23 protein-coding genes and 2 riboswitches are annotated in these 22,929 nt (G+C 37.4%); of the genes, 14 read left to right on the forward strand and 9 right to left on the reverse strand.

What is annotated here, in order from left to right; translation table 11 throughout:
• The first annotated feature begins 365 nt into the window (after positions 1–365).
• The 4 genes from MKX67_RS01835 (at position 366) to MKX67_RS01850 (ending at position 5,050) form a co-directional block, all read left to right on the forward strand.
• On the forward strand, positions 366–668 hold the full coding sequence (locus tag MKX67_RS01835) for a polyhydroxyalkanoate synthesis regulator (RefSeq protein ID WP_095370929.1): 303 nt from the start codon (positions 366–368) through the stop codon (positions 666–668).
• Positions 669–697: 29 nt separating this feature from the next.
• Entirely contained in the window at positions 698–2,362 is a 1,665-nt protein-coding gene (locus tag MKX67_RS01840) for an AarF/ABC1/UbiB kinase family protein (RefSeq protein ID WP_307315593.1), read from the forward strand.
• A gap of 117 nt (positions 2,363–2,479) precedes the next feature.
• The gene (locus MKX67_RS01845; RefSeq protein WP_322910291.1) at positions 2,480–4,015 is read left to right on the forward strand and encodes a glycosyltransferase; all 1,536 of its coding nucleotides are present in this window, start codon (positions 2,480–2,482) and stop codon (positions 4,013–4,015) included.
• Positions 4,016–4,100: 85 nt separating this feature from the next.
• Positions 4,101–4,202: riboswitch (TPP riboswitch) on the forward strand.
• A 92-nt stretch (positions 4,203–4,294) separates the two neighbouring features.
• Positions 4,295–5,050: a 3-oxoacyl-ACP reductase gene (locus MKX67_RS01850; RefSeq protein WP_322910292.1), complete on the forward strand. Its 756-nt coding sequence runs from the start codon at positions 4,295–4,297 to the stop codon at positions 5,048–5,050.
• A gap of 222 nt (positions 5,051–5,272) precedes the next feature.
• Here the strand turns inward: MKX67_RS01850 and MKX67_RS01855 are convergent, their stop codons facing one another.
• The 3 genes from MKX67_RS01855 to MKX67_RS01865 all read right to left on the reverse strand — a co-directional run bounded on the left by MKX67_RS01855 (position 5,273) and on the right by MKX67_RS01865 (position 7,867).
• The gene (locus tag MKX67_RS01855) at positions 5,273–6,034 is read right to left on the reverse strand and encodes an IclR family transcriptional regulator (RefSeq protein ID WP_342488799.1); all 762 of its coding nucleotides are present in this window, start codon (positions 6,032–6,034) and stop codon (positions 5,273–5,275) included.
• A 197-nt stretch (positions 6,035–6,231) separates the two neighbouring features.
• Positions 6,232–7,227, reverse strand: coding sequence for a polysaccharide biosynthesis protein (locus tag MKX67_RS01860; RefSeq protein ID WP_322910294.1), 996 nt, complete (start codon positions 7,225–7,227; stop codon positions 6,232–6,234).
• A gap of 40 nt (positions 7,228–7,267) precedes the next feature.
• Positions 7,268–7,867, reverse strand: a complete 600-nt coding sequence (locus tag MKX67_RS01865; protein ID WP_322910295.1) for a glycosyltransferase family 2 protein — start codon at positions 7,865–7,867, stop codon at positions 7,268–7,270.
• Positions 7,868–8,021: 154 nt separating this feature from the next.
• Here MKX67_RS01865 and MKX67_RS01870 point away from each other — a divergent pair, with 154 nt between their 5' ends.
• Entirely contained in the window at positions 8,022–8,342 is a 321-nt protein-coding gene (locus MKX67_RS01870) for a hypothetical protein (RefSeq protein ID WP_095370923.1), read from the forward strand.
• 336 nt (positions 8,343–8,678) lie between these two features.
• On the opposite strand, the gene MKX67_RS01875 is transcribed toward MKX67_RS01870, so the two are convergent.
• Positions 8,679–9,023: a DUF6176 family protein gene (locus tag MKX67_RS01875; protein ID WP_322910296.1), complete on the reverse strand. Its 345-nt coding sequence runs from the start codon at positions 9,021–9,023 to the stop codon at positions 8,679–8,681.
• A gap of 112 nt (positions 9,024–9,135) precedes the next feature.
• On the opposite strand from MKX67_RS01875, the gene MKX67_RS01880 reads away from it, so the two are divergent.
• On the forward strand, positions 9,136–9,999 hold the full coding sequence (locus MKX67_RS01880; RefSeq protein WP_322910297.1) for an alpha/beta hydrolase: 864 nt from the start codon (positions 9,136–9,138) through the stop codon (positions 9,997–9,999).
• Between the two features lie 51 nt (positions 10,000–10,050).
• Here the strand turns inward: MKX67_RS01880 and MKX67_RS01885 are convergent, their stop codons facing one another.
• The 5 genes from MKX67_RS01885 to MKX67_RS01905 all read right to left on the reverse strand — a co-directional run bounded on the left by MKX67_RS01885 (position 10,051) and on the right by MKX67_RS01905 (position 15,428).
• Entirely contained in the window at positions 10,051–11,403 is a 1,353-nt protein-coding gene (locus MKX67_RS01885; RefSeq protein WP_095370919.1) for an aromatic acid/H+ symport family MFS transporter, read from the reverse strand.
• Positions 11,404–11,521: 118 nt separating this feature from the next.
• A complete protein-coding gene (locus MKX67_RS01890) occupies positions 11,522–12,733 on the reverse strand; it encodes an FAD-dependent monooxygenase (RefSeq protein ID WP_095370918.1) in 1,212 nt (403 codons plus the stop codon).
• A 123-nt stretch (positions 12,734–12,856) separates the two neighbouring features.
• Positions 12,857–13,966: a cupin domain-containing protein gene (locus tag MKX67_RS01895; protein ID WP_322910298.1), complete on the reverse strand. Its 1,110-nt coding sequence runs from the start codon at positions 13,964–13,966 to the stop codon at positions 12,857–12,859.
• Between the two features lie 20 nt (positions 13,967–13,986).
• Positions 13,987–14,484, reverse strand: a complete 498-nt coding sequence (locus tag MKX67_RS01900) for a DinB family protein (protein WP_095370916.1) — start codon at positions 14,482–14,484, stop codon at positions 13,987–13,989.
• Between the two features lie 2 nt (positions 14,485–14,486).
• Positions 14,487–15,428, reverse strand: coding sequence for a fumarylacetoacetate hydrolase family protein (locus MKX67_RS01905; protein ID WP_095370915.1), 942 nt, complete (start codon positions 15,426–15,428; stop codon positions 14,487–14,489).
• A gap of 340 nt (positions 15,429–15,768) precedes the next feature.
• Between MKX67_RS01905 and MKX67_RS01910 the strand changes: the two genes are divergently transcribed.
• The 8 genes from MKX67_RS01910 to MKX67_RS01945 all read left to right on the forward strand — a co-directional run bounded on the left by MKX67_RS01910 (position 15,769) and on the right by MKX67_RS01945 (position 22,880).
• Positions 15,769–16,521, forward strand: coding sequence for an IclR family transcriptional regulator (locus tag MKX67_RS01910; protein ID WP_095370914.1), 753 nt, complete (start codon positions 15,769–15,771; stop codon positions 16,519–16,521).
• A gap of 4 nt (positions 16,522–16,525) precedes the next feature.
• Complete coding sequence (locus MKX67_RS01915; protein ID WP_267892260.1) at positions 16,526–16,651, forward strand: hypothetical protein; 126 nt, start codon at positions 16,526–16,528, stop codon at positions 16,649–16,651.
• Positions 16,652–17,017: 366 nt separating this feature from the next.
• Positions 17,018–17,416, forward strand: a complete 399-nt coding sequence (locus tag MKX67_RS01920; protein ID WP_095370913.1) for a hypothetical protein — start codon at positions 17,018–17,020, stop codon at positions 17,414–17,416.
• Between the two features lie 87 nt (positions 17,417–17,503).
• A riboswitch (SAM riboswitch) is annotated at positions 17,504–17,595 on the forward strand.
• Between the two features lie 287 nt (positions 17,596–17,882).
• Positions 17,883–19,160 carry an O-acetylhomoserine aminocarboxypropyltransferase/cysteine synthase family protein gene (locus MKX67_RS01925; protein ID WP_095370911.1) on the forward strand — a complete coding sequence of 426 codons (1,278 nt, stop codon included), beginning with the start codon at positions 17,883–17,885 and terminating at the stop codon, positions 19,158–19,160.
• 334 nt (positions 19,161–19,494) lie between these two features.
• A complete protein-coding gene (locus tag MKX67_RS01930; RefSeq protein ID WP_322910299.1) occupies positions 19,495–19,989 on the forward strand; it encodes a DUF1648 domain-containing protein in 495 nt (164 codons plus the stop codon).
• A 160-nt stretch (positions 19,990–20,149) separates the two neighbouring features.
• Positions 20,150–20,416, forward strand: a complete 267-nt coding sequence (locus MKX67_RS01935) for a Parvovirus coat protein VP1-like protein (RefSeq protein ID WP_095370909.1) — start codon at positions 20,150–20,152, stop codon at positions 20,414–20,416.
• A gap of 129 nt (positions 20,417–20,545) precedes the next feature.
• The gene (locus MKX67_RS01940; RefSeq protein WP_095370908.1) at positions 20,546–21,544 is read left to right on the forward strand and encodes a DUF3231 family protein; all 999 of its coding nucleotides are present in this window, start codon (positions 20,546–20,548) and stop codon (positions 21,542–21,544) included.
• Between the two features lie 130 nt (positions 21,545–21,674).
• Positions 21,675–22,880 (forward strand): MFS transporter, encoded by a 1,206-nt coding sequence (locus MKX67_RS01945; protein WP_322910300.1) that lies wholly within the window; start codon positions 21,675–21,677, stop codon positions 22,878–22,880.
• Positions 22,881–22,929 lie beyond the last annotated feature (49 nt).

Below are 22,929 nucleotides of genomic sequence, written 5' to 3' on the forward strand. Positions count from 1 at the left end.
AATGGAAGAAGGGGAAGCTGCTTGACATGAGACAAGCGTAAAATCTCATTATATGCACACAATTCATTTGAAAATCACGAATAGAATTGTATGTAAATCGGACATCGCCATTCATCCGCAAATTCCGTGAGCACTTCCGCTTTAATCCGACTTGCCCACTCTTCATCTACTTTCTAGGGTTGGACATGAGCGTAAAAATGAAGGTCTGTGAGGCATTGCATTTTCTTCGATTAATTTTCTAACTATCTCTGAATTTACCATCTGTTAGAACAACTTGTGATATATGTTTTTTCATGCTTAATCTACTTGAAAATGGGTAAAATAATGTTAGTGAAAATCTGCCATTTATTAAAGGAGGAAATGAGATGAAAAACCCAATAAAACAAGGGATGATGTTAGGGTTAGGTTTAGCAGCAGCAGGGAAAGACCGTGCACAAGAAATGATGGATGAGTTAGTGAAAAGAGGAGAGTTAACAAAACAGGAAGCGAAGGATTTTATGCAGGAGGTAAGGGCGAAAGGCCAAGAGAAGCAAACGCAGATAGACGACAAAGCCCATCAACGAATGACTAGTTTATTGCATGATTTGAATATCGCTACAAAGGATGATGTCTTAAGATTAGAGGAACGGATTCTAGCACTTGAGGCAAACAATCGAGAAGAGAATTAAGGGAGGTTTTTGCCATTTTCAAACCAAAGATGAGTCATATTCATCGCTATCGTGAAATTGCCGTAGCCTTCTCTCATTACGGTTTTGGTTATCTCTTAAAAGAATTAGGCTTGCATGAAGTATTGTCCCTACCTAAACGTATGTTCATGCGAAAGCAAGAGGAAATTCATGAAAAGACGACAGGTGAACGTGTTCGTCTGTTTTTAGAAGAGCTTGGACCGACGTTTATTAAAGTTGGTCAGATTGCGAGTACAAGGTCAGATATTTTTCCGGAATCAATTATTAGGGAATTGGAAAAATTGCAGGAACATGCCCCGTCATTTTCATTTGCAGAGGTAAAAAAAATTGTTGAAACCGAACTAGGGGAAGAACTACATGACCTCTTTACAGAATTTCAAGAGGAGCCATTAGGATCGGCATCTATCGGTCAAGTCCATTATGGTGTCCTCCATTCTGGTGAAAAAGTAGCTGTTAAGGTACAACGGCCTGATATTGAGAAGACCATGAGAACAGATTTAGAAATTTTGATAGAAATTGCTAAAATCGCAGAAAAACGGCTACATTGGGCATCGCAATATCAGTTAGTGGAAATGATGAAAGAATTTTCTAAAGCATTGTTAAATGAGTTGAATTATTTACTTGAAGGTCGTAATGCAGATAAAATTGCCAATCAATTTGAAGACAATAATCATTATAAAATCCCAAAAACATACTGGAAATATACGACGAAAAAAGTGTTAACTATGGAATATATTGAAGGGTGCGGCATCCTTGAAAATAAAAGTTTGGCGGAACAAGGGTTTAATAAACAACTGATCGCCGAAAGAATCGTTGAAGGCATCCTCCAGCAAATATTAGAGGAAGGTGTATTCCATGCAGATCCTCATCCAGGTAACATTTGTGTATTACCAGGAAATGTAATTGTTTTCATGGATTTTGGTATGGTTGGACGTTTAACTGAGGATATGAAAGAAAATTTAGCATCATTAATTATTGCCATGTTGCGGCAAAGTACCGATGGAGTCATTAAAGCCATCACTAAAATGGGTATTGTCCAAGATGATGTCGATGTTGAACTTTTAAAAATTGATGTTGATTTACTAAGAGAGAGATATTATGATATTCCGTTTAGTGAAATATCAATTGGCGAGGCAGTTAATGATTTGTTTTCCGTTGCCAATCAACATCATATACATATCCCAACAAACTTAACATTAGTGGGAAAAACATTGTTAACAATGGAAGGTATTGTTGAAAAACTTGACCCTAATATAAGCATATTAAAAATTGCTGAGCCTTTTGGTAGACGATTAATTATTAATAAATATCGACCTGATCATTTGGCGAAAGATTCGCTAGCTCATATCGGGGAGTATTTTGATATTCTAAAGGAAGCGCCGTATAATTTGAAAGATTTGATTGCCCTTATCAAAAAGGGAAAAATCCCGCTCGAACTGAATTTGCCAAACAGTGAAAAATTTCTAACGAGAATTGATCGTATCAGCAACCGGCTAGCATTTAGTATCGTGTTGCTAGCATTTTGCATTATAATGGTGGGTTTAATTATCGGTTCCGCCCTTGGCAGGCAATCATCTCTCCTATGGAATATACCAGCAGTAGAAATCGGCTTCGTCATTGCGATATTAATGTTCTTATTTCTTATATACACCATCATTAGAGCAGGGAGATTCTGACGACTCTCTGCTTTTTGTTTTGGGTAGAATTTTTCTGATTTCACTACACAAGCAATTCATGGTGAGAATATAGTGTAGAGAGGTGAACGGTTTTGTCAATAAACGTTAATGTTGCTTATGGTTAATACAAAAATTCTCATTGGCAGTCCAATTAATCAAGAACCCGATATTTTAAAAGAGTTTCTGCTATCCTTAGCCAATTTAAAAACGGATACAATGGAGATTCATTATCTTTTCATAGATGATAATCAGAATGAAGAATCAAGTAGACTACTACGTCATTTTGCCAAATGGAAGAAAGATGTTGCGATTTTATCCGCAAAAGAAGATAGTATCTATATTCGTACCGACTTTACCCATTTCTGGAATGATGCTCTCATCTGGAAGGTTGCTCGCTTCAAAGATATGCTTATTGAGCAGGCGAAATTTGAAGAATTTGATTATTTGTTTTTAATTGACTCTGATTTGCTTTTACACCCGAATACCCTTCATACACTTATTTCCACGAAAAAAGAAATTGTTTCAGAGGTATTTTGGACGGCTTGGCAAGAGGGGACAATTCCTTATCCGCAGGTGTGGTTAACAGATGAATATACCCACTGGAGACAGGCGGATGAAGGTGCCATAACAGACGAAGAAAAGGCCGTTCAAACCGAGGCTTTTATTCAACAGTTACAAACTCCAGGTGTTTATGAAGTAGGAGGATTAGGTGCGTGCACGCTAATTAGCAGGAAAGCTTTGTTAGCAGGTATTCATTTTAGTAAAATTAAAAATCTCAGTTTTTGGGGAGAAGATCGACATTTTTGTGTGAGAGCTGTGGCATTAGGACTGGATCTACATGTAGACACACATCTGCCAGCTTATCATATTTATCGTTCTTCTGACCTTACAGGCATACCCGCATTTAAAGAAAAATGTCAGTATGCTTATAGCGAACTACCTATTTATCCAGAAAAAGCAGAAAGCCATCAAATTCGCTTATCGATGATTGTGAAGAATGAAGAAGGTCGTTATTTACAAACGATGTTAAAGAAAGTAAAGCCATTTATCGATGAAGCTGTGATTATAGATGATGCTAGTACTGATCAGACTATATCGATTTTCTTGCAAGAACTAAAAGGTATGCCAATTAAATTGGTCAAGAATGCAAGCTCCCAGTTTGCCAATGAAGTGGAACTAAGAAAACAACAGTGGTTAGAAGCAACGAATGGTTTTTTAGGTTGGGTATTAAATCTTGACGCAGATGAATGGTTTGAGGAGAGTTTTATTGATTATATTGATGACTTTGTTAAACAGGATACTATCGACCTGTACTGTTTTAGACTGTATGATATGTGGGATGAAGACCATTATCGTGAAGATGAATACTGGCAAGCACATTTCTTATACCGTCCATTTCTAGCAAGAGTTAGATCAACCTTTCAGCCTGTCTGGAAAGAAACACCACAGCATTGTGGGAGATTTCCAGAAAACATCTTCCAACTTACCCACAGTTTATCCACAATACGAGTCAAGCATTTAGGCTGGGCAAAAGAAAAAGATCGATTAGAAAAATATGAGAGATATAAGCTGCTTGACCCGAATAGCCTCTATGGTAATGAGAAACAATATGAATCGATTCTAGATAAGAATCCCCGTTTAAAACAATGGTGAGAAACATAAAGCAAATGGTCAGTTTCGAAATGAACTTCGATTCATAGCTAGGAAACTATTTGTATGCTAAACTAAAAATAATTAAAAATTGTTGCAGGGGGACTCAGAAAATGAGTTGAGAAGGTTAAAACCTGACCCTTAGAACCTGTTCGTTAAGACGATCGTAGGGAGCATCTTCCAACTATATGCATATGTATGGTAGGCTCTCCATTTTCGGGGAGCCTTTTGTTTTGTTTCCCTGAACATTTTTAATTACATCTATTGAAAAGAGGGAATAGCGTGAGAGAAGAAGTCGTGTTAGTAACAGGAGCAAGTCGTGGATTAGGAGCTGCAATTGCTGAAAAGTTTGGTAAGGAGGGCTACAAAGTAGTCGTTAATTATTTTAATAATAAAGAAAAAGCAGATGCAGTAGTTGAAAAAATCGGACAAGATCGTGCATTTGCTATCCAAGCTGATGTAAGAGATCATCAAGCAGTAAAAGCAATGGTAGCAGACACAATTGCTCATTTTGGTCGCTTGGATATCGTTGTAAATAATGCATTAGTTCAATTTAAATTTGATCCTGTGGCACAGGCGAAAGTAGAGGAATTATCTTGGGCTAGCTATCAAACCCAGTTTGAAGGCGCGATAAAAGCAAGCTTAAATGTTGTTCAATCTGCTCTTCCGGCTCTAAAGGATTCACAGCAAGCCCGTGTGATTGGTATTGGCACGAATCTTTACCAGAACCCAGTCATTGCCTACCATGAATATACAACAGCCAAAGCGGCATTAATTGGCTTTACACGCAATATGGCCAAGGAGCTCGGACAGTATGATATTAATGTGAATATGGTTTCCGGTGGATTATTAGAAACAACGGATGCAAGTGCTGTTACTACCCCTGAGGTATTTGCGATTGTGGCTGATAACTCTGCTATCCGCCGTGTGACAAAACCAGAAGACGTAGCGGAAGCCGTTGTTTTCTTAGCCTCTCCAGGCGCTAGAGCGATTACGGGACAAAATCTAGTCGTTGATCATGGATTGACGATGAACTAAGATAAAAAAGGTCGTCATCTTTGTTTATGGCGGCCTTTTTCAATAAATGGACTTATTTTGTAGGTTGATAAATCAGTAAAGAGCTTATATCAGCAAATGTGAGACTAAGTCGAAGCTAAACTCCAATTTATTCGCAGAAAAGGATATTTTTAAAATAATAACTTAATTTTCTCACTAGTATTTTATTCTACTAGATGTTAAAACGGTCGATTGAACGTTCAATCAGTATTGTTCAATTTTTCCTTGTTTATATCGATAGCCAAACATAGAAGATGCTTGTAGGTGAAACTTCCGCAGTTGCTTGCTCATCGGATCCGATGCTTCCTTAGGCATCTTATCGTTAAATCCAACAACTGTCACTGCACCGAGTAATTGATTCTGGTAGTCTAGCAAAGGGACGGAAGCCGAAGAAATCGATGGAATTAAAGGTTCGGTAGCGAAGGAGATTTTCGATTGTTGAATCATTTGCCATTCTGCGTTATCGATCGCTTCCCCGTCTCCTAGCCAATCTTTTGTCAGTACTGGGTTTAAGAAACTTAAGAAAATCTTCCCTGCGGCAGATGTTGGTGGTAAGCTTCCGCCTAGTTGTGTACCAATATGAAGTGGTTCATTCGAATGACAAATCTTTGTCGTAATAGGTCCGTTGTTTGTCCATAATGAAAACGAAACGGTGCAGGAAGTAAGCGAAGAAAGTTCCTGCATATACGGAGTGATTGCATCGGCAATATCACGACTACCAAAGGCGGCTGTACCATATTGAATCAATTTGCTTCCAAGATAATACAGGTTTGTCCCTTTTTCACGATAGAGCATGTTCAATTGCGTAAGTGTATTTAAATATTTATATAAATTACTTTTCGTAATACCGGTTTCTTCTTGAATGGTTGAGAATTTCATTAGGGTATCTTTTTGATAGATTAATTCGATGATAGAAATGCCTATTTGCAAGGATTGTATCATCGTACTACTTTTTTGTATTTCCATGTATGTAACTCCTCAATATGCTAGTCATGTTGAATCCTAATTTATCAGAAACTACATCAAACAACAACCTTCCTTTAGAGGGTTGGTAGGATATCCCTATAAATTCAGTATATATAAGAATAGTAAGTGAGTTGGCGATTATTAACTTGGTCAATGAAGGTGCTCAACTCACGAAAAATAGGGAGCGGTCAAATATATTAATTTAACCTTTTCCATTTTTTTAGCTCTTTTTGAACATAGGATAATGATTGTAGTTTTTCTTTTAGTTCAGCTACAGAGAGACGATAAGTATTATTGGAGTGATATTCTTCTACAGAGTTTGTATCAGTTTCTATTCTGGTATCTCGAGGAATGCGATAGAAGCCTTCAAGATCAATAGCTTTCGCTGCTTCTTCTTTTGTTAGTAAAACTTCATAGAGCTTTTCTCCCGGCCGTGTGCCAATTAATTCTAAAGGAAGGTTAACGTGAAAAAGTTCTTTAATCGCTTGTGCTAAATCTGTAATATAGGCAGCAGGCGATTTTTGTACCATAATATCCCCATTACAAGCATTCTCAAAAGCGTACAATACGAGTTCGACAGCCTCATCTAAACTCATCATAAAACGGGTCATTAAAGGATGCGTAACAGTTAGCGGCTTTCCTTCCTTTACTTGTTCTATGAGTAGCGGAATGATGGACCCCCTTGATGCCATGACATTTCCGTATCTTGTGCCACATATAATGGTACCACGAGCGTTAGCTTGTCTCGATTTAGCGATAAATGTCTTTTCCATTAAAGCTTTAGACATTCCCATTGCATTAATTGGATAGGCTGCTTTGTCCGTTGATAGGCAGACAATTTTCTTTACCCCTGCTTGTATTCCTGCACTTAATACATGATCGGTGCCAAGAATATTCGTTTTCACCGCCTCTAGCGGATGTGACTCACATGAGGGTACTTGTTTTAAGGCTGCTGCATGAAAAATGTAATCAACCCCGTCCACAGCTGGTAATAAAGTACTCATATCCCGAACATCGCCGAGGATATAAGAGATTCTTCCATCTGCATACTGTTTTTGCATGTCATCTTGTTTTTTTTCATCACGAGAAAAGATGCGTATTTCTTTTATTTCACTATGCAAAAAACGTTCTAACACCACATGCCCAAACGAGCCGGTTCCACCTGTAATTAATAGCGTTTTATTTTTAAACATAAGTATGGAACGCACCTTTCTGTCATTTCCCACAATGGGCTTACTTTAATCCAAAATAGTATAAATAATATTCGGAATTTATTCGTGGATAGTTATACCAGTAAGCGATAATTCCTGTTATGTGCACTGAAGGGTTTTGGTCTAAGAGCGCTTGATGAAAATCACAGTCCCCCGCCATATCCGGTCTTTCAGAAAATCTCGCTTCTCCCACACAGCTTCTCTTAATGATCCTAAATTGCCCACACCATTCACGATAATTTTCTTCCGTTGCTTGAAAGAGCTGGCCATCCTTTGTCACCATGCTGTAATAATAAATGTCGTACTCACCATCTATTTTAGCGAGTACTTCACGAATGGTTGGTAAATAAATATCATCGCTATCAATAATGGCAATATAATCTCCAGTTGCGGCTTCGATACAACGATTATACGAATAGCTAGCGCCACGATTTTCCCCATTTTCTAAGATTTTTAGTTGAGGGTACTGTTGTTGATATTCTTTTAACATCACTAATGTTTGATCGGTTGATCCGTCATCACAAACAATGATTTCATCGGCATATTCTTTAGGAATGCTATCAAGCATCGAGCGAACCCATTGTTCACTATTATAAACCGGGGATAAAAAGCTGAATCTCATGACTTTTCCTCACTTTATTATGCATGATTTTGGGGCAGGTGTTATATCGTTTAGTGTATGCGCCTAATTAAAAGTGGTGAATTTAGGACATAAAAAGAAATTATTTACAATAAATTTCTTTTGGTGTAATATTACACTCAAGAGGGGTGAGGGAATGTTTATGGTGAGTTTACCGTTATGGTTTTGGCTATTGTATTATCTCTTTTTGTTTATTTCATTTATGATGGCGTTAAGAATGTTATGGAGGAAACAAATTAGAAAAACAGCATTATTCGTCATCTTTTTTGTTCTAACAATCCCTTTTATTTCTATATTCAATGCTATTGGTCGCGGTGAAGAAATGAATGAAGGGGAGTTTTTCCTTCATGAGCTTTTTGATGGTGCACTATGGGCGTTGTATAGTGTTTTCGGTTATCTTGTTTTATTGTGGTTTTGGTGGAAGGCTATAATATTGTCTATAAAAAGAAGGGGATGAACACTGACATGAAGATGTTTTTTCGAGTTTTATTTCCCTCTATATGTATTTTTATATTTACGTGGATATGTTCATTTTTTCCGTTTAGCAAAATCTTATTATTAGGGATTTATGTCCTTTTTCCGCTAGCTTTTATTATCCAAGGTATGATTTGCGCGCGCTTAAAAAAGCAGATGATCATAGGCTTTATCTTTTCGTCCGCTGCGATAATAATTCCGGTTTCGTATTGGTTTGAGGTAGGTAGTATGGTGAATGCTGTTATATTATATACCGTATTAGGACTCATTTCGTTCTTCTTATATGGACGGAAGGTGAAAAGTGCTTAGCCTATTTAAGCTAAGTCATATTTGCTCTGATTTTCTCTGGGATCATAACGACTTCGGTAATTAAATTAACTGGTTTGTAGGTTTCATCTATACAATCTTGCCAATATTGGAGATGTTTTTTATCTACCCAGTGGGTGGATTCAGTCACTTCAATCCCATCCCTACCTTGTACAGAATACCAGTAAAGATATTCATTTTCGTTTTGTACTTCGCGAAAAATCGTTTCAATATACATTTTTTCTTCTTCAAGTGTGAGGAGTACTTCTTTCATATGATGATTAAGGAATTGTAACCATTCGTCTACAGCTTTTGTTTTTCCTTTTTTAACCTTAAAACGTGTGAGTTCAACGTTCATACAATCTCTCCTTTTATTAGAATGTTTATGTAATATTTTAACATAAAAAGGAATAAAGATAGCTTTAATCGAATAGTATGAGAGGTTTAAAGGAGAAAGTAGAGGTGTTTAAATGGAATGCAGGTTAAGTAACGGTGAAGTGTATGATTATCTGAAAAAGGATGGGGGAGAGAAGGTTCTACTTCTCGTTCATGGCAATTATGCCTCAGCGAATCATTGGGACGTATTTTTGGAGAAAATACCTTCAAAGTATACGGTCTATGCCCCGGATTTAAGAGGTTATGGCCGATCTACTTACAATCAGCCAATAGAGGATTTTAAGACATTCGCTTATGATTTGAAATTATTTTGTGATCATTTTTCTTTAAATAAAATAACAATCATTGGTTGGTCAAATGGAGGTGGTATTGCGTTGCAATTTGCAGCAATGTATCCAAACCTTGTTGAAAAAATGGTTTTGCTCGCCTCCATGCCAGCCGGTGGATATCCAGCCTATGATGAAAACAATAAGCGCTATCAAACAAGAGAAGCAATAGAAAAAGATCCAATGTTAAATAGGTTAGTAGAAGCACAGAAGATGAAAGAGTTTGCTTTTTTTACCGAAGCGATAGAACAGTTGATGTTTGTTAAAGGCAGGCAGGCATTAGGAGAACGGTTTGAAGGATATATAAAAGCAGCAATACAACAAAGGAATATGATGGATGTTGCACACGCAGCTAATGTGTTTAATATAACTGATATTGATAATGATGCAGCTGAGGGAACAGGAGAAATAAACAATATTCAAGCAGAGACTTTTCTTTTGTGGGGAAATAAGGATGTCTTAACTACAAGGGAAATGACGACTACATTACTAGAGGATTTAAAGAGAGCTGGCGTTAATGTCATTTTTAGAGAATTAGATGCAGGCCATGCGTTCGTTATAGAAGAAGTTGATGAAGTGATAAGGGAATTAGAAAACTTTTTCCAAAGATAAGTAGGCAAAAGAAAAGAGCCAAAATATATGGCTCTTTTCTTTACATCCTCGTTAATTAGCAACTTTTATCGTTTCATTCTCTTTTACCACAGTAGCTTCAGGCTTATAGGCCCGTTTAATTGGGACGAGAGCTAAGGCAATGGCAGCAATCAACCCTGGAATTGCAAATGCGATAAAGTTCATATGAATAGGGAGAGCGGCCGTTAATAAGAATCCGCCGAGAAGTGGCCCGAGCATGCCTCCAAATCTCCCTATTCCTGAAGCCATTCCTAATGCTGTGGATCGAATATTAGGAGGATAATATTGAGAGACATAGGCTTGTACAAGGTTTTGGGCACCGATTGTACTAGCACCAGCTATAGCAACTAGTAAGTAAATGAATAATTCACTACCACCAAATCCAAGTAATGTTAGGCTCACTGCACCAAGTGCATATAAGGGCACGAGCATTTTCTTTGAACCGTATTTATCACAGAGCCAGCCAATAATGAGTGTCCCAACAATGGCTCCACCTTGAAGCGTAATAAGGAAGGCTAGGCTTGAATTTAAGGCATAACCCGCTTCAATCATTAAGTTCGGTAACCAAGTATTTAGGCCGTAAACCATTAATAAGCACATGAAAAACGCAATCCAGAACATGACGGTACTTAGACCGCGATTGTTTTTGAATAGTCCGACAACAGGAACTTTGTTTTCCTCTTGGACTTGTAGGAAGAACTCTGTTTTTTCATCCATCTTTTGTGCAGGGTTTACTTTACGTAGCACAGATAATAGTTCTTGTTTCTTATTTTTCTTAATTAAATGGGCTGAAGATTCAGGTAAAAATTTATATATGACAGGCAACAGTAATAATGGTAGACCTGCAAACCAGAAAATTGATTCCCAACCGAGTGTAGGCATAACGAAGATTCCTAGAATCGGTGCAAGCATCCCACCAAAAGAGTATCCACATAATACAATGGAAACAGCCATACTTTTCATTTTCGTTGGCGCGTAATCTGTCAATAAGGCAATAACGTTAGGCATAATTCCACCTAAACCTAAACCGGCAATAAATCGATAAATAGAGAAGGTTGTAGGTGAAGAGGCAAATCCACAAAGGAACGTAAATAAGCTAAAAAGAATCAGTGAAAGTGCAATCACATTTTTTCTTCCCATTTTATCAGCAAGAATACCAAAAAAGATGGCACCAAACATCATCCCTAATAATCCATAACTACTCATGGCTCCAGCTTGGACCGAACTTAACCCCCATTCTTCAATTAAAACTGGTACGGCGGTACCATAAACAACTAAATCATAGCCATCAAAGAGAATAATAAGGAAGCTCCAGGCAAGTAAGCCGAAATGAAACCGATTAAACTTACTATTATTAATCACTTCCGCTGCGTTTATTTTGTTCATTTGTTTCCCCCATCAATTAGAGATTGCAATCGCTTACACATATATGAAAAGAGAGAAGAAAGGATTAAGCCTTTCTTCTCCAGATGAAACCATTAATGACGACTTTGTGGAGAACGGTTTAAGCTTCAACTAGTTTTGCATTTTTATTATAGCCATGGAATTGATCGACAAATTCAAAGTCATTTGATTGTCTTTTTCCTAGGATAATGTTTCTAAGTAAAATACCTTCGTTTGTTGTATTGTGAATAATTTCACCCCATGTACGTGCAGAACCTTGGACATAGGCTGTTCTCGGTTGTCTTTCTTTTTGGAACGCTGTAAATGCTGCAGGGATATCTTCACCATGTGCACTGAGCATATCTGACATGTATGCAGCATCTTCAAGTGCTTGACAAGCACCTTGAGCAAGATATTGTAGCATTGGGTGAGCAGCATCACCAGTGAGCGTAATGTGACCTTGCGTCCAGTTTTCGATTGGTAAGCGATCGAACATTGGCCAACGTTTTTGACGTGAGATAAATGAAATCGCATTTTGCACTAATTCACATGACCCAGCGAACACAGCGTCCATTTCTTCCGGAGTGCCCCAATCTTCAGTCTTTTCAATTTCGGGACGGTAGTTTTTACTTTTGAATACAACGACTTGGTTATAAAGTTCACCACGACGAACTGGATATTGTACTAAGTGAAGGTCTGGTCCTATCCACATATATACGTCATCCATATCCCCAATAGAGGTCTTCACTTCTTCAATCGGGATTGCCCCACGGTAAGCAACATATCCGGAACAAATAGGTTGGTCATCAGAGAACATTTTACGAACATTAGACCATAGACCATCTGCACCAATTACTGCGATTCCCTTATGAACATCACCGTTTTCTGCTTTAACTGTTACACCTTGATCGTTTTCTTCTGTTGTCGTAATTTTTTGGTTTGTTGCTAGTTCAATATATGGGTTTTCCTGACAAGCTTCAAGAAGCACACGATGTAGATCAGAGCGGTGTAATACAATATAAGGAGCACCGTATCTCTCTCTGTAAACCTCTCCTAAATCAAGTGCTGATAATTCTTTACCAGAGAATGCATCCATAAGTACAAGACGTTTAGGGAATACAGCGATTTCATTGATTTTATCCATTACGCCTAAGCGTTGCAAAACATTTGTCGCATTCGCTGCAAGTTGGATACCAGCTCCAACTTCACCGAATTCAGGTGCTTGTTCAAGCACTTTTACATATTGGTTATTTTCTGCTACACCTAATGCAGTAGCTAAACCGCCGATTCCTCCACCGATTACAATAAATGGATTCTGTGCTGTGTTTGTCATTATGTTTATCCTCCTTTTGTTTTACAAAAATAAATATTCTGTTTTATAAGCGTTTTCATTTACTTTTATATTTCGAATCTTTTAAGAACAACCGAGGCACTGTGCCCGGTTGTTCTTGTGCAATTAACGGAAAGCTTTAAATTCGCCTATGATTTTTTGTTCTCCGTTGTTTTCTTCAAGGTTTTGAGATTTTTCTAAGTCAAATCGCTCCATAATGGGTAGGTCATTTACTGAGAAAAGGTAGCTATCTTCAGCAGGTACATGTTCGTGCCATGCCCAGTTTGGAATACAGAAGTAATCTCCTTTTTTCCAATCGAATCGTTCACCGTTTATTACTGTATAACCAGAACCTTGATGTACTTGGTAAATAGTAGAATGTGTGTGACGATGTGCCTTTGTACGGAAGCCTTTTGGTAATAATTGCATCCAAGCTCCCATTGTTGGATTAGCTGTTTGTCCGTTCGATGGATTGATATATTCAACAGCGTAGCCATCATATGGATCTGGCTCAAATCTAGTTAATCCTTTAATCGCATCTTCTGTACGTTTCCACTTGTAATTTGCGAGTGGTGCCACGCTTGAATAGCGGTCATTAATTGGTCTTACCATTCCGCCACTGTATCTTTGTTCAGAGAAGTTATCTGGGCGAGTCGGCGTTTCAATCTTATTAGGGAATGGTTCAAAGAATGTACCACCGATTGAATAGATGGTAGGAATATCAAGTGCATCCATCCAAATCATTGGTTTATCACCTACATGGCCATGTCCATGCCAGAGGTTCTTTGGTGTAATAAGGAAGTCGCCTTCTTGCATGAAGATACGTTCACCTTCAACAATTGTGTAAGCTCCTTCTCCATCAGTAATAAAACGCAGAGCACTTTGAGAGTGACGGTGTGAAGGTGCTACTTCACCAGGAAGTAGCAGCTGCACAGCAGCATACAATGTTTGAGTAGTTGAAGCCCATCCCCATGGTTGTCTATAAGTCAACCCGGGGTTTTGAAAGTAAATCGCGCGTCTTTCTCCACCACGGTCAGGTGTGAAGATTTTAGCAGCTTCGGATAATTTTTTCTTTAAAAGCTCATCTGACCATAAATATGGCACAGCATGTGGTTTTGGTGTATGGTTCATCAGTGCTGGGATGGCTTCCCATAATGGACCGAGATGATATTCTTGGATTTCTTTCGTAAAGTCCTTTACGTCTTGATCCTCCATATATGCATGTTTTTCAGCCATAATATTTCGCCACCTTAATATTATTTTGCTAGCTTAGACAAGTTACGTTGAATTTGGTTGTAATGACCAGCGGCATGTTCATCGATAAAGTGATCGGCAATAAAGAATACAGATTTATTACCGAATTTTGCAAAGTTACGATGAGGTGATTCCTGAGCCAATGTGTCAGCAGATAAAACAGATAATTTGGTTTGAACATCTTGTTTTATTTGCGATAATTTTTTCAATTCGTCTTCAACTGATTGGTGTTCAGTATTTTCGACTGCTGCAAGGCGAGCAGGGTCCTGTAAGCCTCGTCCCCATTGGGAACCCGGGGCTTTTACAACTGTATCTATTTCACCTAGCCAATAAGGTAGGGCCTCGTTTAAATGAGTAATAACCTGCATAATGGACCATTCTTCTTTTGATGGGTTCCAACGTATGGTTTCTTCAGATAATCCTGAAACGGTTTCAATGATTTGATTTAATGATGTTTGAATAGACTCAATAGATTGCTGAATCGTTTTCGTTTCGCTCATAATTATTTTTCCACCTTTGAAACTTTATTTTCGAGAACGCCGACTTTATCTACTTCAATGCGAACGACATCGCCATCTTTCAAGAATACTTGAGGATCACGAGCAAATCCTACGCCTCCAGGTGTCCCTGTTAATACGATATCACCAGGTTCTAAAGTCATTAAGTTAGATAAGAATTCAACAAGCGTTGGAACATCAAAGACAAAGTTGGCTGTATTCGTTTTTTGTCTTTCTTCCCCATTAACAGTTAAAAGAACACCTAAACCAGATGGATCTTGTAATTCATCAGAAGTGATTAACCAAGGACCCATTGGTGCACTACCTTCAACTGTTTTACCTTGCAACCATTGAAGTGTGCGACGTTGGATATCGCGGTAAGTGACGTCATTAGCGATTGTATATCCTGCTACATAATTGAGTGCGTCTTCTTTTGCTACGTTTCTAGCTTTTTTACCTACAACAAAAGCAAATTCAGCTTCGTAATCTAATTGTTCAGAAATTGGATAGAATGGAATATCATCTTGTGGTCCAATCACTGTGTTGGCAAATTTAGCAAATACTACTGGGTGAGGCGGTAATTCTCTTCCCATTTCTGCAATATGTTCACGGTAGTTATGACCTACACAAATAATTTTTCCGGGTTTTGTTACAGGTGCTTCGATTTTTACATCTTCAAATGCATGTACAAGTGGATGTTTGAACGATTCACGATTATTTAATGCATAATCAACCATTTCCTTTGCGATGGAAAGGCTTTCATTTCCCCCTTGTAGGAAACCTTCCATTTGTGCTGGAATGTACGCTTCAGCAATTAATTCAGAACGTAGTTTACCTTCTGCTTCAAGGAAAGCTTGGTAAGCAAAGTTTAAGTCTACTACTTCATTTCCTTCTGTAACTGCTCCGATACGTGTGTTGTTATTGTGAGTGAAAGTAACTAATTTCATATTCAAACTCCTTTATGAAAAGTTTTTTTTGTCTAGGAATTGCGTGATCAAAGAGTAAAACGCTTTGTGTGGAAGTGTTAGGCATAAAACCTTTATTAATGAGCGTTTATTAGACTCTTTCTTCATTGGTTGTTTAATATTCCATTAATAGTGAACGATGTTATCTATTAATGATAAATTTATAGTATCCTAATTTTCAGATAAACTCAAGAGAATTTGTTGTGGTTTTTTAAACTTTTTGAAAAATAACTCCTTTCAAAAGGATGCAAAACATGGCTGAAATCAGAAAATATAGTGTTTTTCTGATATACTAAAAAAAATATAAAATAGGGGTTTTTACATGAAAAATCAAAAACAAGCTACGATCCAATCGATCCAAGTTGGTATGAGAATTATTGACCTATTAGTTGCTAGCGGAGAACCATTGAGGTTATCTGATATACAGGAAAAAACAGGAATTACAAAAAGTAATCTTTATAAATACTTGAACACTTTTACGGAATTAGACATTCTATACAAGGACAAACATAATGGACAATATCAACTTGGAAGTAAATTAATTGAATATGGGGTGGCAGCTATAGGGCAGGAAGATGTGATTTCACGTGTTCTACCCTATTTGAAGGATTTAAGTCATCAACTAGACAATACGTGCCTATTAACTACGTGGACATATAATGGTCCAATTATCTCGAAAATATGGAACCCGGGACATGCCTATAATATTGGTGCACAGCTCGGTTCACTTTTACCACCGCTTTCATCGACTGGGAAAATATTCGAGAGCTTCCTTGATTCAGCAACAACTAAAGATTGGATTAAGGTTATGGGGAAAGAAGGAAAAGGGAATGCGGTAGAAGAAATCAACCGCGTAAGGCAGGAACGGATTGCCTTTGCTAAGGAGCCTTTGATTCCTACTGTATCTTCTGTGTCTATACCAATCTTTAATTACAATCAAGAATTATTAAGTGCGATAACAGTAGTTGGTTTCTCAGAGTCGATTCCAAAAGACCCCTCTGCAGATAAAAGTCAATCTATTATAAAAGTAGGAAAAGAAATCTCTGCACAATTTGGCTATCGAGCGAGGGGCTGAATGATTGAATCCTACTCTATATGAGGCGGTTGCATCGAAGGGAAAGTTATTTGCCATAGCTAAAAGAGATTTAGTTATGGTCCATGTAAAAGAGCAAAACGAAGCTAAAAAGAAGCAAATCGAAGTATGAGCCATGTAAAAGAGAGAAACGAAGCTAACAAAGAATCAAATTGAAGTATGAGCCATGTAAAAGAGAGGAACAAGGCTAACAAAGAATCAAATTGAAGTATGAGCCGGGTAAAAGGGCAAAACAAAGCTTACATAAATAGCTGGATATGCATCTAGTAGTGGAAGGGTGATTTCACCTTTCATTCAAATGCGTAAGAAAAATTAGAAATTATTGTATCCCCCTTATATCCCAGCTACTTGGTTTAATTTAGACTAAAACTACACACCACCCGACTCCTTAATTGAAAATAGTTTCATGTGATTTTATTGAATATTTAAAAGAGAAGGTCTATAATTTTATATAAATAGTAAAGGTGGTGCTCTAATAGTGAACAGCAAGGATATGTCCAATCATGTATTTTTTGATATATTAGCAGAGAAAATTAAAAGAGATAGTCATGAAGAGTACAATCAATTTGTTAATTATGTAAACGTATTAGCTGAGGATAAAGGGTGGAAGGAATTACAAGAAGAGGTTGTTCATTTACAAGCTTTTCTTTCATATTTAGATGATAAGTTAGCTATCATCGATGATTATGAAGATATTATGAATATGAAAGCAACTTTGCTTGATATGATTGTTAACGATTTAAATGATACGTCTGTTTATCTTTTAGTGGAGGCTCTTATGTATAATAAAGAGCTGAATTATTTGCAATCCTTTGTATCTCCAGTTGAATATTGGGTGTCAGTAATAAAGGCAAAAGAAAGACTTTGTGCTGCATAAAAGATTTATTATAAAAAGCTGTTGACAGCGCCGGATGATAAGGTTATTCTGATTAATAATTAATGACTCTTAAAATTTAAAAAATTCAATTTATCAAGAGAGGTGGAGGGACTGGCCCTTTGAAGCCTCAGCAACCGACCAAAACTAGGTAACGGTGCTAATTCCAAGATAGATAAGTTGAGGATATGGCGATATATCGTGAGCCCCTCTTCTTTAGCAAGAGGGGCTTTATCTATGCCGATTAGACGACTAAAGGCGGCTTTCGATGGAAGAGTACAATCTCTTTTTATTGAAAGTGGTCTTTTTTCTGCTCTTGAAAAAAGGTGTTGGACATAAAAAATTGATGTTTCAAATTCAATTTATGAAAAAACAACCATTGTGCTGGCATATTCAAAAGCTCATCACTGATAGATGGTTCCGAGTCGAGTTTGTTTATTATAAGTGAAATGTGAGAGGAGAATGAAAAATGAATCATCACCAGTTTGATACAATAGCGCTTCATGGGGGGCAAGTGCCAGATCCTGTTACAAAGTCGAGAGCCGTACCAATATACATGACTTCATCCTATGTGTTTGAAGATACCGATCATGCAGCAAGCTTATTTCAGATGCAAGAGCCTGGCTTTATTTATTCAAGGAATGCAAATCCAACCAATGCAGTGTTTGAGGAGAGAATGGCACAGTTAGAAGGTGGCGTAGCCTCATTTGCTGTTTCATCTGGGCAAGCAGCGATTTCCATTGCCCTTTTAACACTTGCAAGAGCAGGCGATGAGATAGTTTCTACACAGGCTCTTTATGGTGGTACCTACCATTTATTTGCAGAAACGTTTAGTAAATTCGGTATCAATGTTCATTTTGTTGATGGGACGGACTTTACATCTTTAGAAGGAAAAATTAATAAAAGGACAAAGGCGATTTTCACAGAGACAATTGGCAACCCGAATATGGAGGTAGCCCATTTAGAAAAGTTAAGTGAGATAGCGAAACGTCACGGCCTACCATTAGTAGTAGATAATACATTTACTACGCCATTTTTACTAAAACCACTTGCATTTGGCGCGGATATAGTCGTTCATTCAGCAACTAAATTTATTGGTGGACATGGTACGGCAATCGGTGGGGTGATTGTAGATGGAGGAAGATTCGAATGGAGTAACGAAAGATTTCCTTCCTTTAATGAGAAAAAGCCTGCTATTGGTAATCGCAGCTATGTTGAAATTTCTAGGGAAAAAGCTTTTATTCTTAAAGCAAGATTTGAACTTGGCCATGACTTAGGGGCAACGCTGTCTGCCTTCAATAGCTGGTTATTTATTCAAGGTCTGGAGTCATTAAGTGTCAGAGTAGAAAAGCAAGTCGCTAATGCACAAGTTTTGGCTAAACGGTTAGGAGAGTTACCTCATATTTCTTGGGTGAACTACCCTGGGTTAGAAAGCCATCCACAATATCATCTCGGGAAAAAGTATTTTCCGAGTGGGGCAGGTGCAATCTTTACATTTGGCATCAAAGGGGGAATCAGTACAGCTAAAAGGTTTATCAACTCACTAAAGCTGGTATCACATTTAGCAAATGTTGGTGACGCGAAAACGCTCATTATTCATCCAGCGAGTACAACACATGCTCGTCTTTCACCTGGACAACAAGCGGAGGCGGGTGTGAGTCCCGAAATGATCCGCCTTTCTGTTGGCTTAGAGGATCCTGTAGATGTGATGGCTGATATCACGCAAGCGTTAAAACAATGTACGTAGGTTTATTACGATTTGCATTATAAAGGGTGAAAAGTGTGAAGTTAAACTGCTTATCAAAGAACCATTCTTTATTCCTTTACCATATACTTTGTTGATCGCATGTCTCAGGCGATTCACCTCATACAGTATGAATGACAATATTTTTCTCAAACAGAGCCATCAACACTGATATCTTACCATTACGACGCGCCTGTTTCCTTTCATGAAAAGGGGGATAGAGCCATCGCGTAATTCCCTGTATGAACTAGTTGCCTTTGATTATCTAATGGATGAAACCTTTTTATCTTTCCTTCGTATGTATTAAAAAGACGAACGGAAAGAGGAGGAATGGGGTATGGATAGACCAGTACTTAAATTGCCTCGTACTAAATGGGAATGGGGATGCGACATACTTGGTCTTATTGTATTCATTGGGTCGATTGTATTCTTAGTTGTTTCTTGGTCAGCTATACCTGAACAAGTACCGGGTCATTACAATGCTTCAGGGGAAGTTGATCGGTGGGGTTCTAAATATGAATTATTTATCTTACCAATTATCGGCGTGTTTCTATGGTTCATGATGGGGATATTTGAACGGTTTCCTCATATTCATAATTACCCTGCACGCATCAATGAATCAAATGCAGCCGCATTTTACTTAACGAGTAGAAAAATGCTAAATGTCATAAAGAATATTTGCCTCGCATTATTCGGCTTTATACTTATACAATCCATTAGAGTAGCATTAGGATGGGCGGACTCTTTAAGCATTTGGTTTCTGCCAGTGTTTTTACTTGCCACGATAGTTCCAATTATATTTACTTTGATTAAGTTTAGTCGAATTCAATAGTTGCCAACTTATCCTTTTTGGATAGGTTGGCTTTTTTATGTTATTTGACCAATAAGCACTGAAATAAATTGATAAAAAAATATTCCCCTATTAGGTAAGGTCACAGGCGAAATGGACTTACTGTTTGTAATATATATAAAAGGATAAGAAGGTGAAAATAGTGAACAGGTTTAATAAAAAAGGTTTTTGTTTGCCTGGAGGTTATCGGTATTGTGGCCCGGGTTGTAGCGGTCCAGGCAAGCCCATCAATTATGTGGATTCTTGTTGTCAGAAACATGATGCCTGCATTGATCGATATGGCCATTGTTATCAATGTGATCAAATGTTAATTGATTGTGTCAATCGAAAGAAGTATGCATCCAGGCATGAAGGAGCGACAGCTAGAGTAATTGATGCAGCTATGCGTTTTCGTATGCTTTGGGGATAATTTAGAAAGCTGGAGGTAAGGGAACGACTATCCCTGTCCTCTAGCTTTTTTGATATAAAGGGAATATTTAGTAGGAGAATAGCAAAACTTAGTCACAAGAATGGTTATTTTATAAAAGTAGGTGACAGAATGGTCAATCGAAGTAAAATGACATCTACAGAAATTGGTGCACTGTGGATTACTTATCAGAAGAAAACAATGATATTAAGGGTTTTAGAACATTTTATAGAAGTGTCCGAGGATAAAAAAGCGAAAAAGCTTATGCAAGGTTTATGGTCTGAGTTAGAGCCAAATGTCCACCGTATTGAACAGATATTTAATGATGAGGGTGCTGTTATACCTCAAGGCTTCACTAATGCCGATGTGAACTTGAAAGCTCCTAAAATTTTTGGAGAGGGATTTGATATTCTTTTGTGTATGGTGTTAAAGGAAATTAGCATGGGACTATACACCCTTCATATAGCAACGTCCTACCGAAATGATATTATTGATTTATATCGTGAGATGACAAATGTAACGCAGAAATATTATCAAAAGTTCTTAAATTATGCGGTTGACGAGGGGTATTACCCATTACCTAATTTGATTAATGTCCCTACAACGGTCGACTTCGTCTCAGATATAAATTATACAAAAGGTTATCGCCTGTTTGGTGACAAAAGAGATATTAATACGATTGAGTTTAGTTATTTAAACCAGTCTATTCAAACGAATACAGTTGGCATGATGCTTATGACAGGATTTGCTCAAACGGCAGTTCATACAGAAGTGAAGGACTATTTTATTAAAGGGAAAGAGCTCAGCAAGGATATTTTGGAGGGAACATATGACATCCTAATTAAGGATGATATTAGGGTGCCGACAATTCATGGGTTATCGCTTACTAAGTCTAACATTCCACCATTTTCTGATAAATTAATGATGTATCTAACCTTTTTGTTAAGTAATTTCGGTCTCGGTAGTCAAGGATTTGGTGCAGGCTTTAGCTTAAGAGATGACATCAACATCAAATTAGGTTTATTTGTAAAAGATATCATGTTGTTTATTAGAGAAAATATAAGAATTATGATCGATAATGGATGGTTAGAGGAGCCCCCAAGAATGAGTGTAAATAATTTGAGAGAATAAAAATTGATTGGAAAGTTTGTTTCGTAATGAAGCACTTTCCTTTTTTTTTTGAAATAAAGATTGCGATTATTCATATATTAGATTAACATCAAATTAGATGATTATCTAATTATATGAGGAGGGGACGAGAATGATCTCCATATTAAAAGAAGAGAAAGACTATGCGCGCTTATTCTTTGCGGGTGTTCTCAATGGAATAGGTGATCGATTTAGTCAAGTTGCGTTGTTAGCACTGTTATTGCAAGTAACAGGATCTGGCCTTGCTGTTGGTCTTGCTTTAGCGATAAGAGTCATTCCGTTTCTGTTATTTGGCCCACTAGGAGGATTGATGGCAGACCGTTTTTCACGGAGGAAAATATTAGTCTGCACAGATTTAGGACGTATCCTGTTTGCTTTGTCGTTTGTGTTTGTAAATGATGTTTCATCTGTCTGGATCGTTTATTTGTCGAGTTTTTTCTTAGCAGCAGGTGAAGCCATTTATGCACCAACAAGAAAATCTGCCATTCCGTTGATGGTGAAGGAAAAAAATATGATAAAAGTTAATAGCCTTGAACAAGTAATGGTAGGAGTTGTTCTTATTGGAGGGTCGTTTTCAGGTGGAGTGGTCACTTCTTTATTCGGTGCTAATTTTACCTTTTTCGTAAATGGTGCTTCCTTTTTAATTGCTGCTGTTTTGTTAGCTAAATTGCGCGTTCTTGATAGAGAAAGAACTGAGGAATCAATGTCCAAAAATAAGAAGAAAGGTTCATTCTTCATCGTTAAAGATGTTATTTTTCATTCGAGTTTATTATTAATCATTTTTCTATCAGAACTGTTAATTCCTCTATTTAATGGCATTGATAATGTGTTATTAAGTGTGTATGCAGTTCAAGAATTTCATTTAGGAGATGTTGGTGTCGGCATATTCTATGGTTCATTAGGAATTGGTTTAATGCTAAGCTTTCCTGTAGCAGAGAAATTGCAAAATCATCTAATGAGAATCGCCTTAATTGCACTGATGTTCGAAGGATTTTGTATTATCTTATTAAGCCAGTCACAACAAGTTTGGATGGCCATTGTTTTTTTAATAACGGCCGCGTTTTTCTCTGGATTATGTAACACCTGCTTTGATACGATGCTAATGAGAGAGACACCTAAAGATAAGAGTGGACTTATATTTGGTCTATTTACAACGATTTCTAATACAATGATAGGTATCTCTATGTTTTTAGCTGGGCTTGCCACTGTATGGATGCCTAATCGCTTGCTTGGATTATTAGGTGGGACTGGGTTTGTTATTTCTAGTATTTTCTTATTTTCTTTGTATTATATTTTAAAATACAAGAAACAGAAATAAAGCCCTAGCAAAGCATCTTGTTAGGAATAGAGTGTGAAAAAGAGGTGTT

The organism is Cytobacillus sp. FSL W7-1323, assembly GCF_038595015.1.
Lineage (GTDB): Bacteria > Bacillota > Bacilli > Bacillales > Cytobacillaceae > Cytobacillus > Cytobacillus kochii.

Bases quoted from the DNA above. Each gene is read 5' to 3' on its own strand.
- MKX67_RS01855 (WP_342488799.1), bottom strand. From the start codon at position 6,034: ATGGAAATACAAAAAAGTAGTACGATGATACAATCCTTGCAAATAGGC.
- MKX67_RS01930 (WP_322910299.1), top strand. From the start codon at position 19,495: ATGGATAGACCAGTACTTAAATTGCCTCGTACTAAATGGGAATGGGGA.
- MKX67_RS01895 (WP_322910298.1), bottom strand. From the start codon at position 13,966: ATGGCTGAAAAACATGCATATATGGAGGATCAAGACGTAAAGGACTTT.
- MKX67_RS01905 (WP_095370915.1), bottom strand. From the start codon at position 15,428: ATGAAATTAGTTACTTTCACTCACAATAACAACACACGTATCGGAGCA.
- MKX67_RS01940 (WP_095370908.1), top strand. From the start codon at position 20,546: ATGGTCAATCGAAGTAAAATGACATCTACAGAAATTGGTGCACTGTGG.
- MKX67_RS01865 (WP_322910295.1), bottom strand. From the start codon at position 7,867: ATGAGATTCAGCTTTTTATCCCCGGTTTATAATAGTGAACAATGGGTT.
- MKX67_RS01835 (WP_095370929.1), top strand. From the start codon at position 366: ATGAAAAACCCAATAAAACAAGGGATGATGTTAGGGTTAGGTTTAGCA.
- MKX67_RS01875 (WP_322910296.1), bottom strand. From the start codon at position 9,023: ATGAACGTTGAACTCACACGTTTTAAGGTTAAAAAAGGAAAAACAAAA.
- MKX67_RS01890 (WP_095370918.1), bottom strand. From the start codon at position 12,733: ATGACAAACACAGCACAGAATCCATTTATTGTAATCGGTGGAGGAATC.
- MKX67_RS01900 (WP_095370916.1), bottom strand. From the start codon at position 14,484: ATGAGCGAAACGAAAACGATTCAGCAATCTATTGAGTCTATTCAAACA.
- MKX67_RS01860 (WP_322910294.1), bottom strand. From the start codon at position 7,227: ATGTTTAAAAATAAAACGCTATTAATTACAGGTGGAACCGGCTCGTTT.
- MKX67_RS01945 (WP_322910300.1), top strand. From the start codon at position 21,675: ATGATCTCCATATTAAAAGAAGAGAAAGACTATGCGCGCTTATTCTTT.
- MKX67_RS01910 (WP_095370914.1), top strand. From the start codon at position 15,769: ATGAAAAATCAAAAACAAGCTACGATCCAATCGATCCAAGTTGGTATG.
- MKX67_RS01845 (WP_322910291.1), top strand. From the start codon at position 2,480: ATGGTTAATACAAAAATTCTCATTGGCAGTCCAATTAATCAAGAACCC.
- MKX67_RS01870 (WP_095370923.1), top strand. From the start codon at position 8,022: ATGTTTATGGTGAGTTTACCGTTATGGTTTTGGCTATTGTATTATCTC.
- MKX67_RS01840 (WP_307315593.1), top strand. From the start codon at position 698: ATGAGTCATATTCATCGCTATCGTGAAATTGCCGTAGCCTTCTCTCAT.
- MKX67_RS01885 (WP_095370919.1), bottom strand. From the start codon at position 11,403: ATGAACAAAATAAACGCAGCGGAAGTGATTAATAATAGTAAGTTTAAT.
- MKX67_RS01880 (WP_322910297.1), top strand. From the start codon at position 9,136: ATGGAATGCAGGTTAAGTAACGGTGAAGTGTATGATTATCTGAAAAAG.
- MKX67_RS01925 (WP_095370911.1), top strand. From the start codon at position 17,883: ATGAATCATCACCAGTTTGATACAATAGCGCTTCATGGGGGGCAAGTG.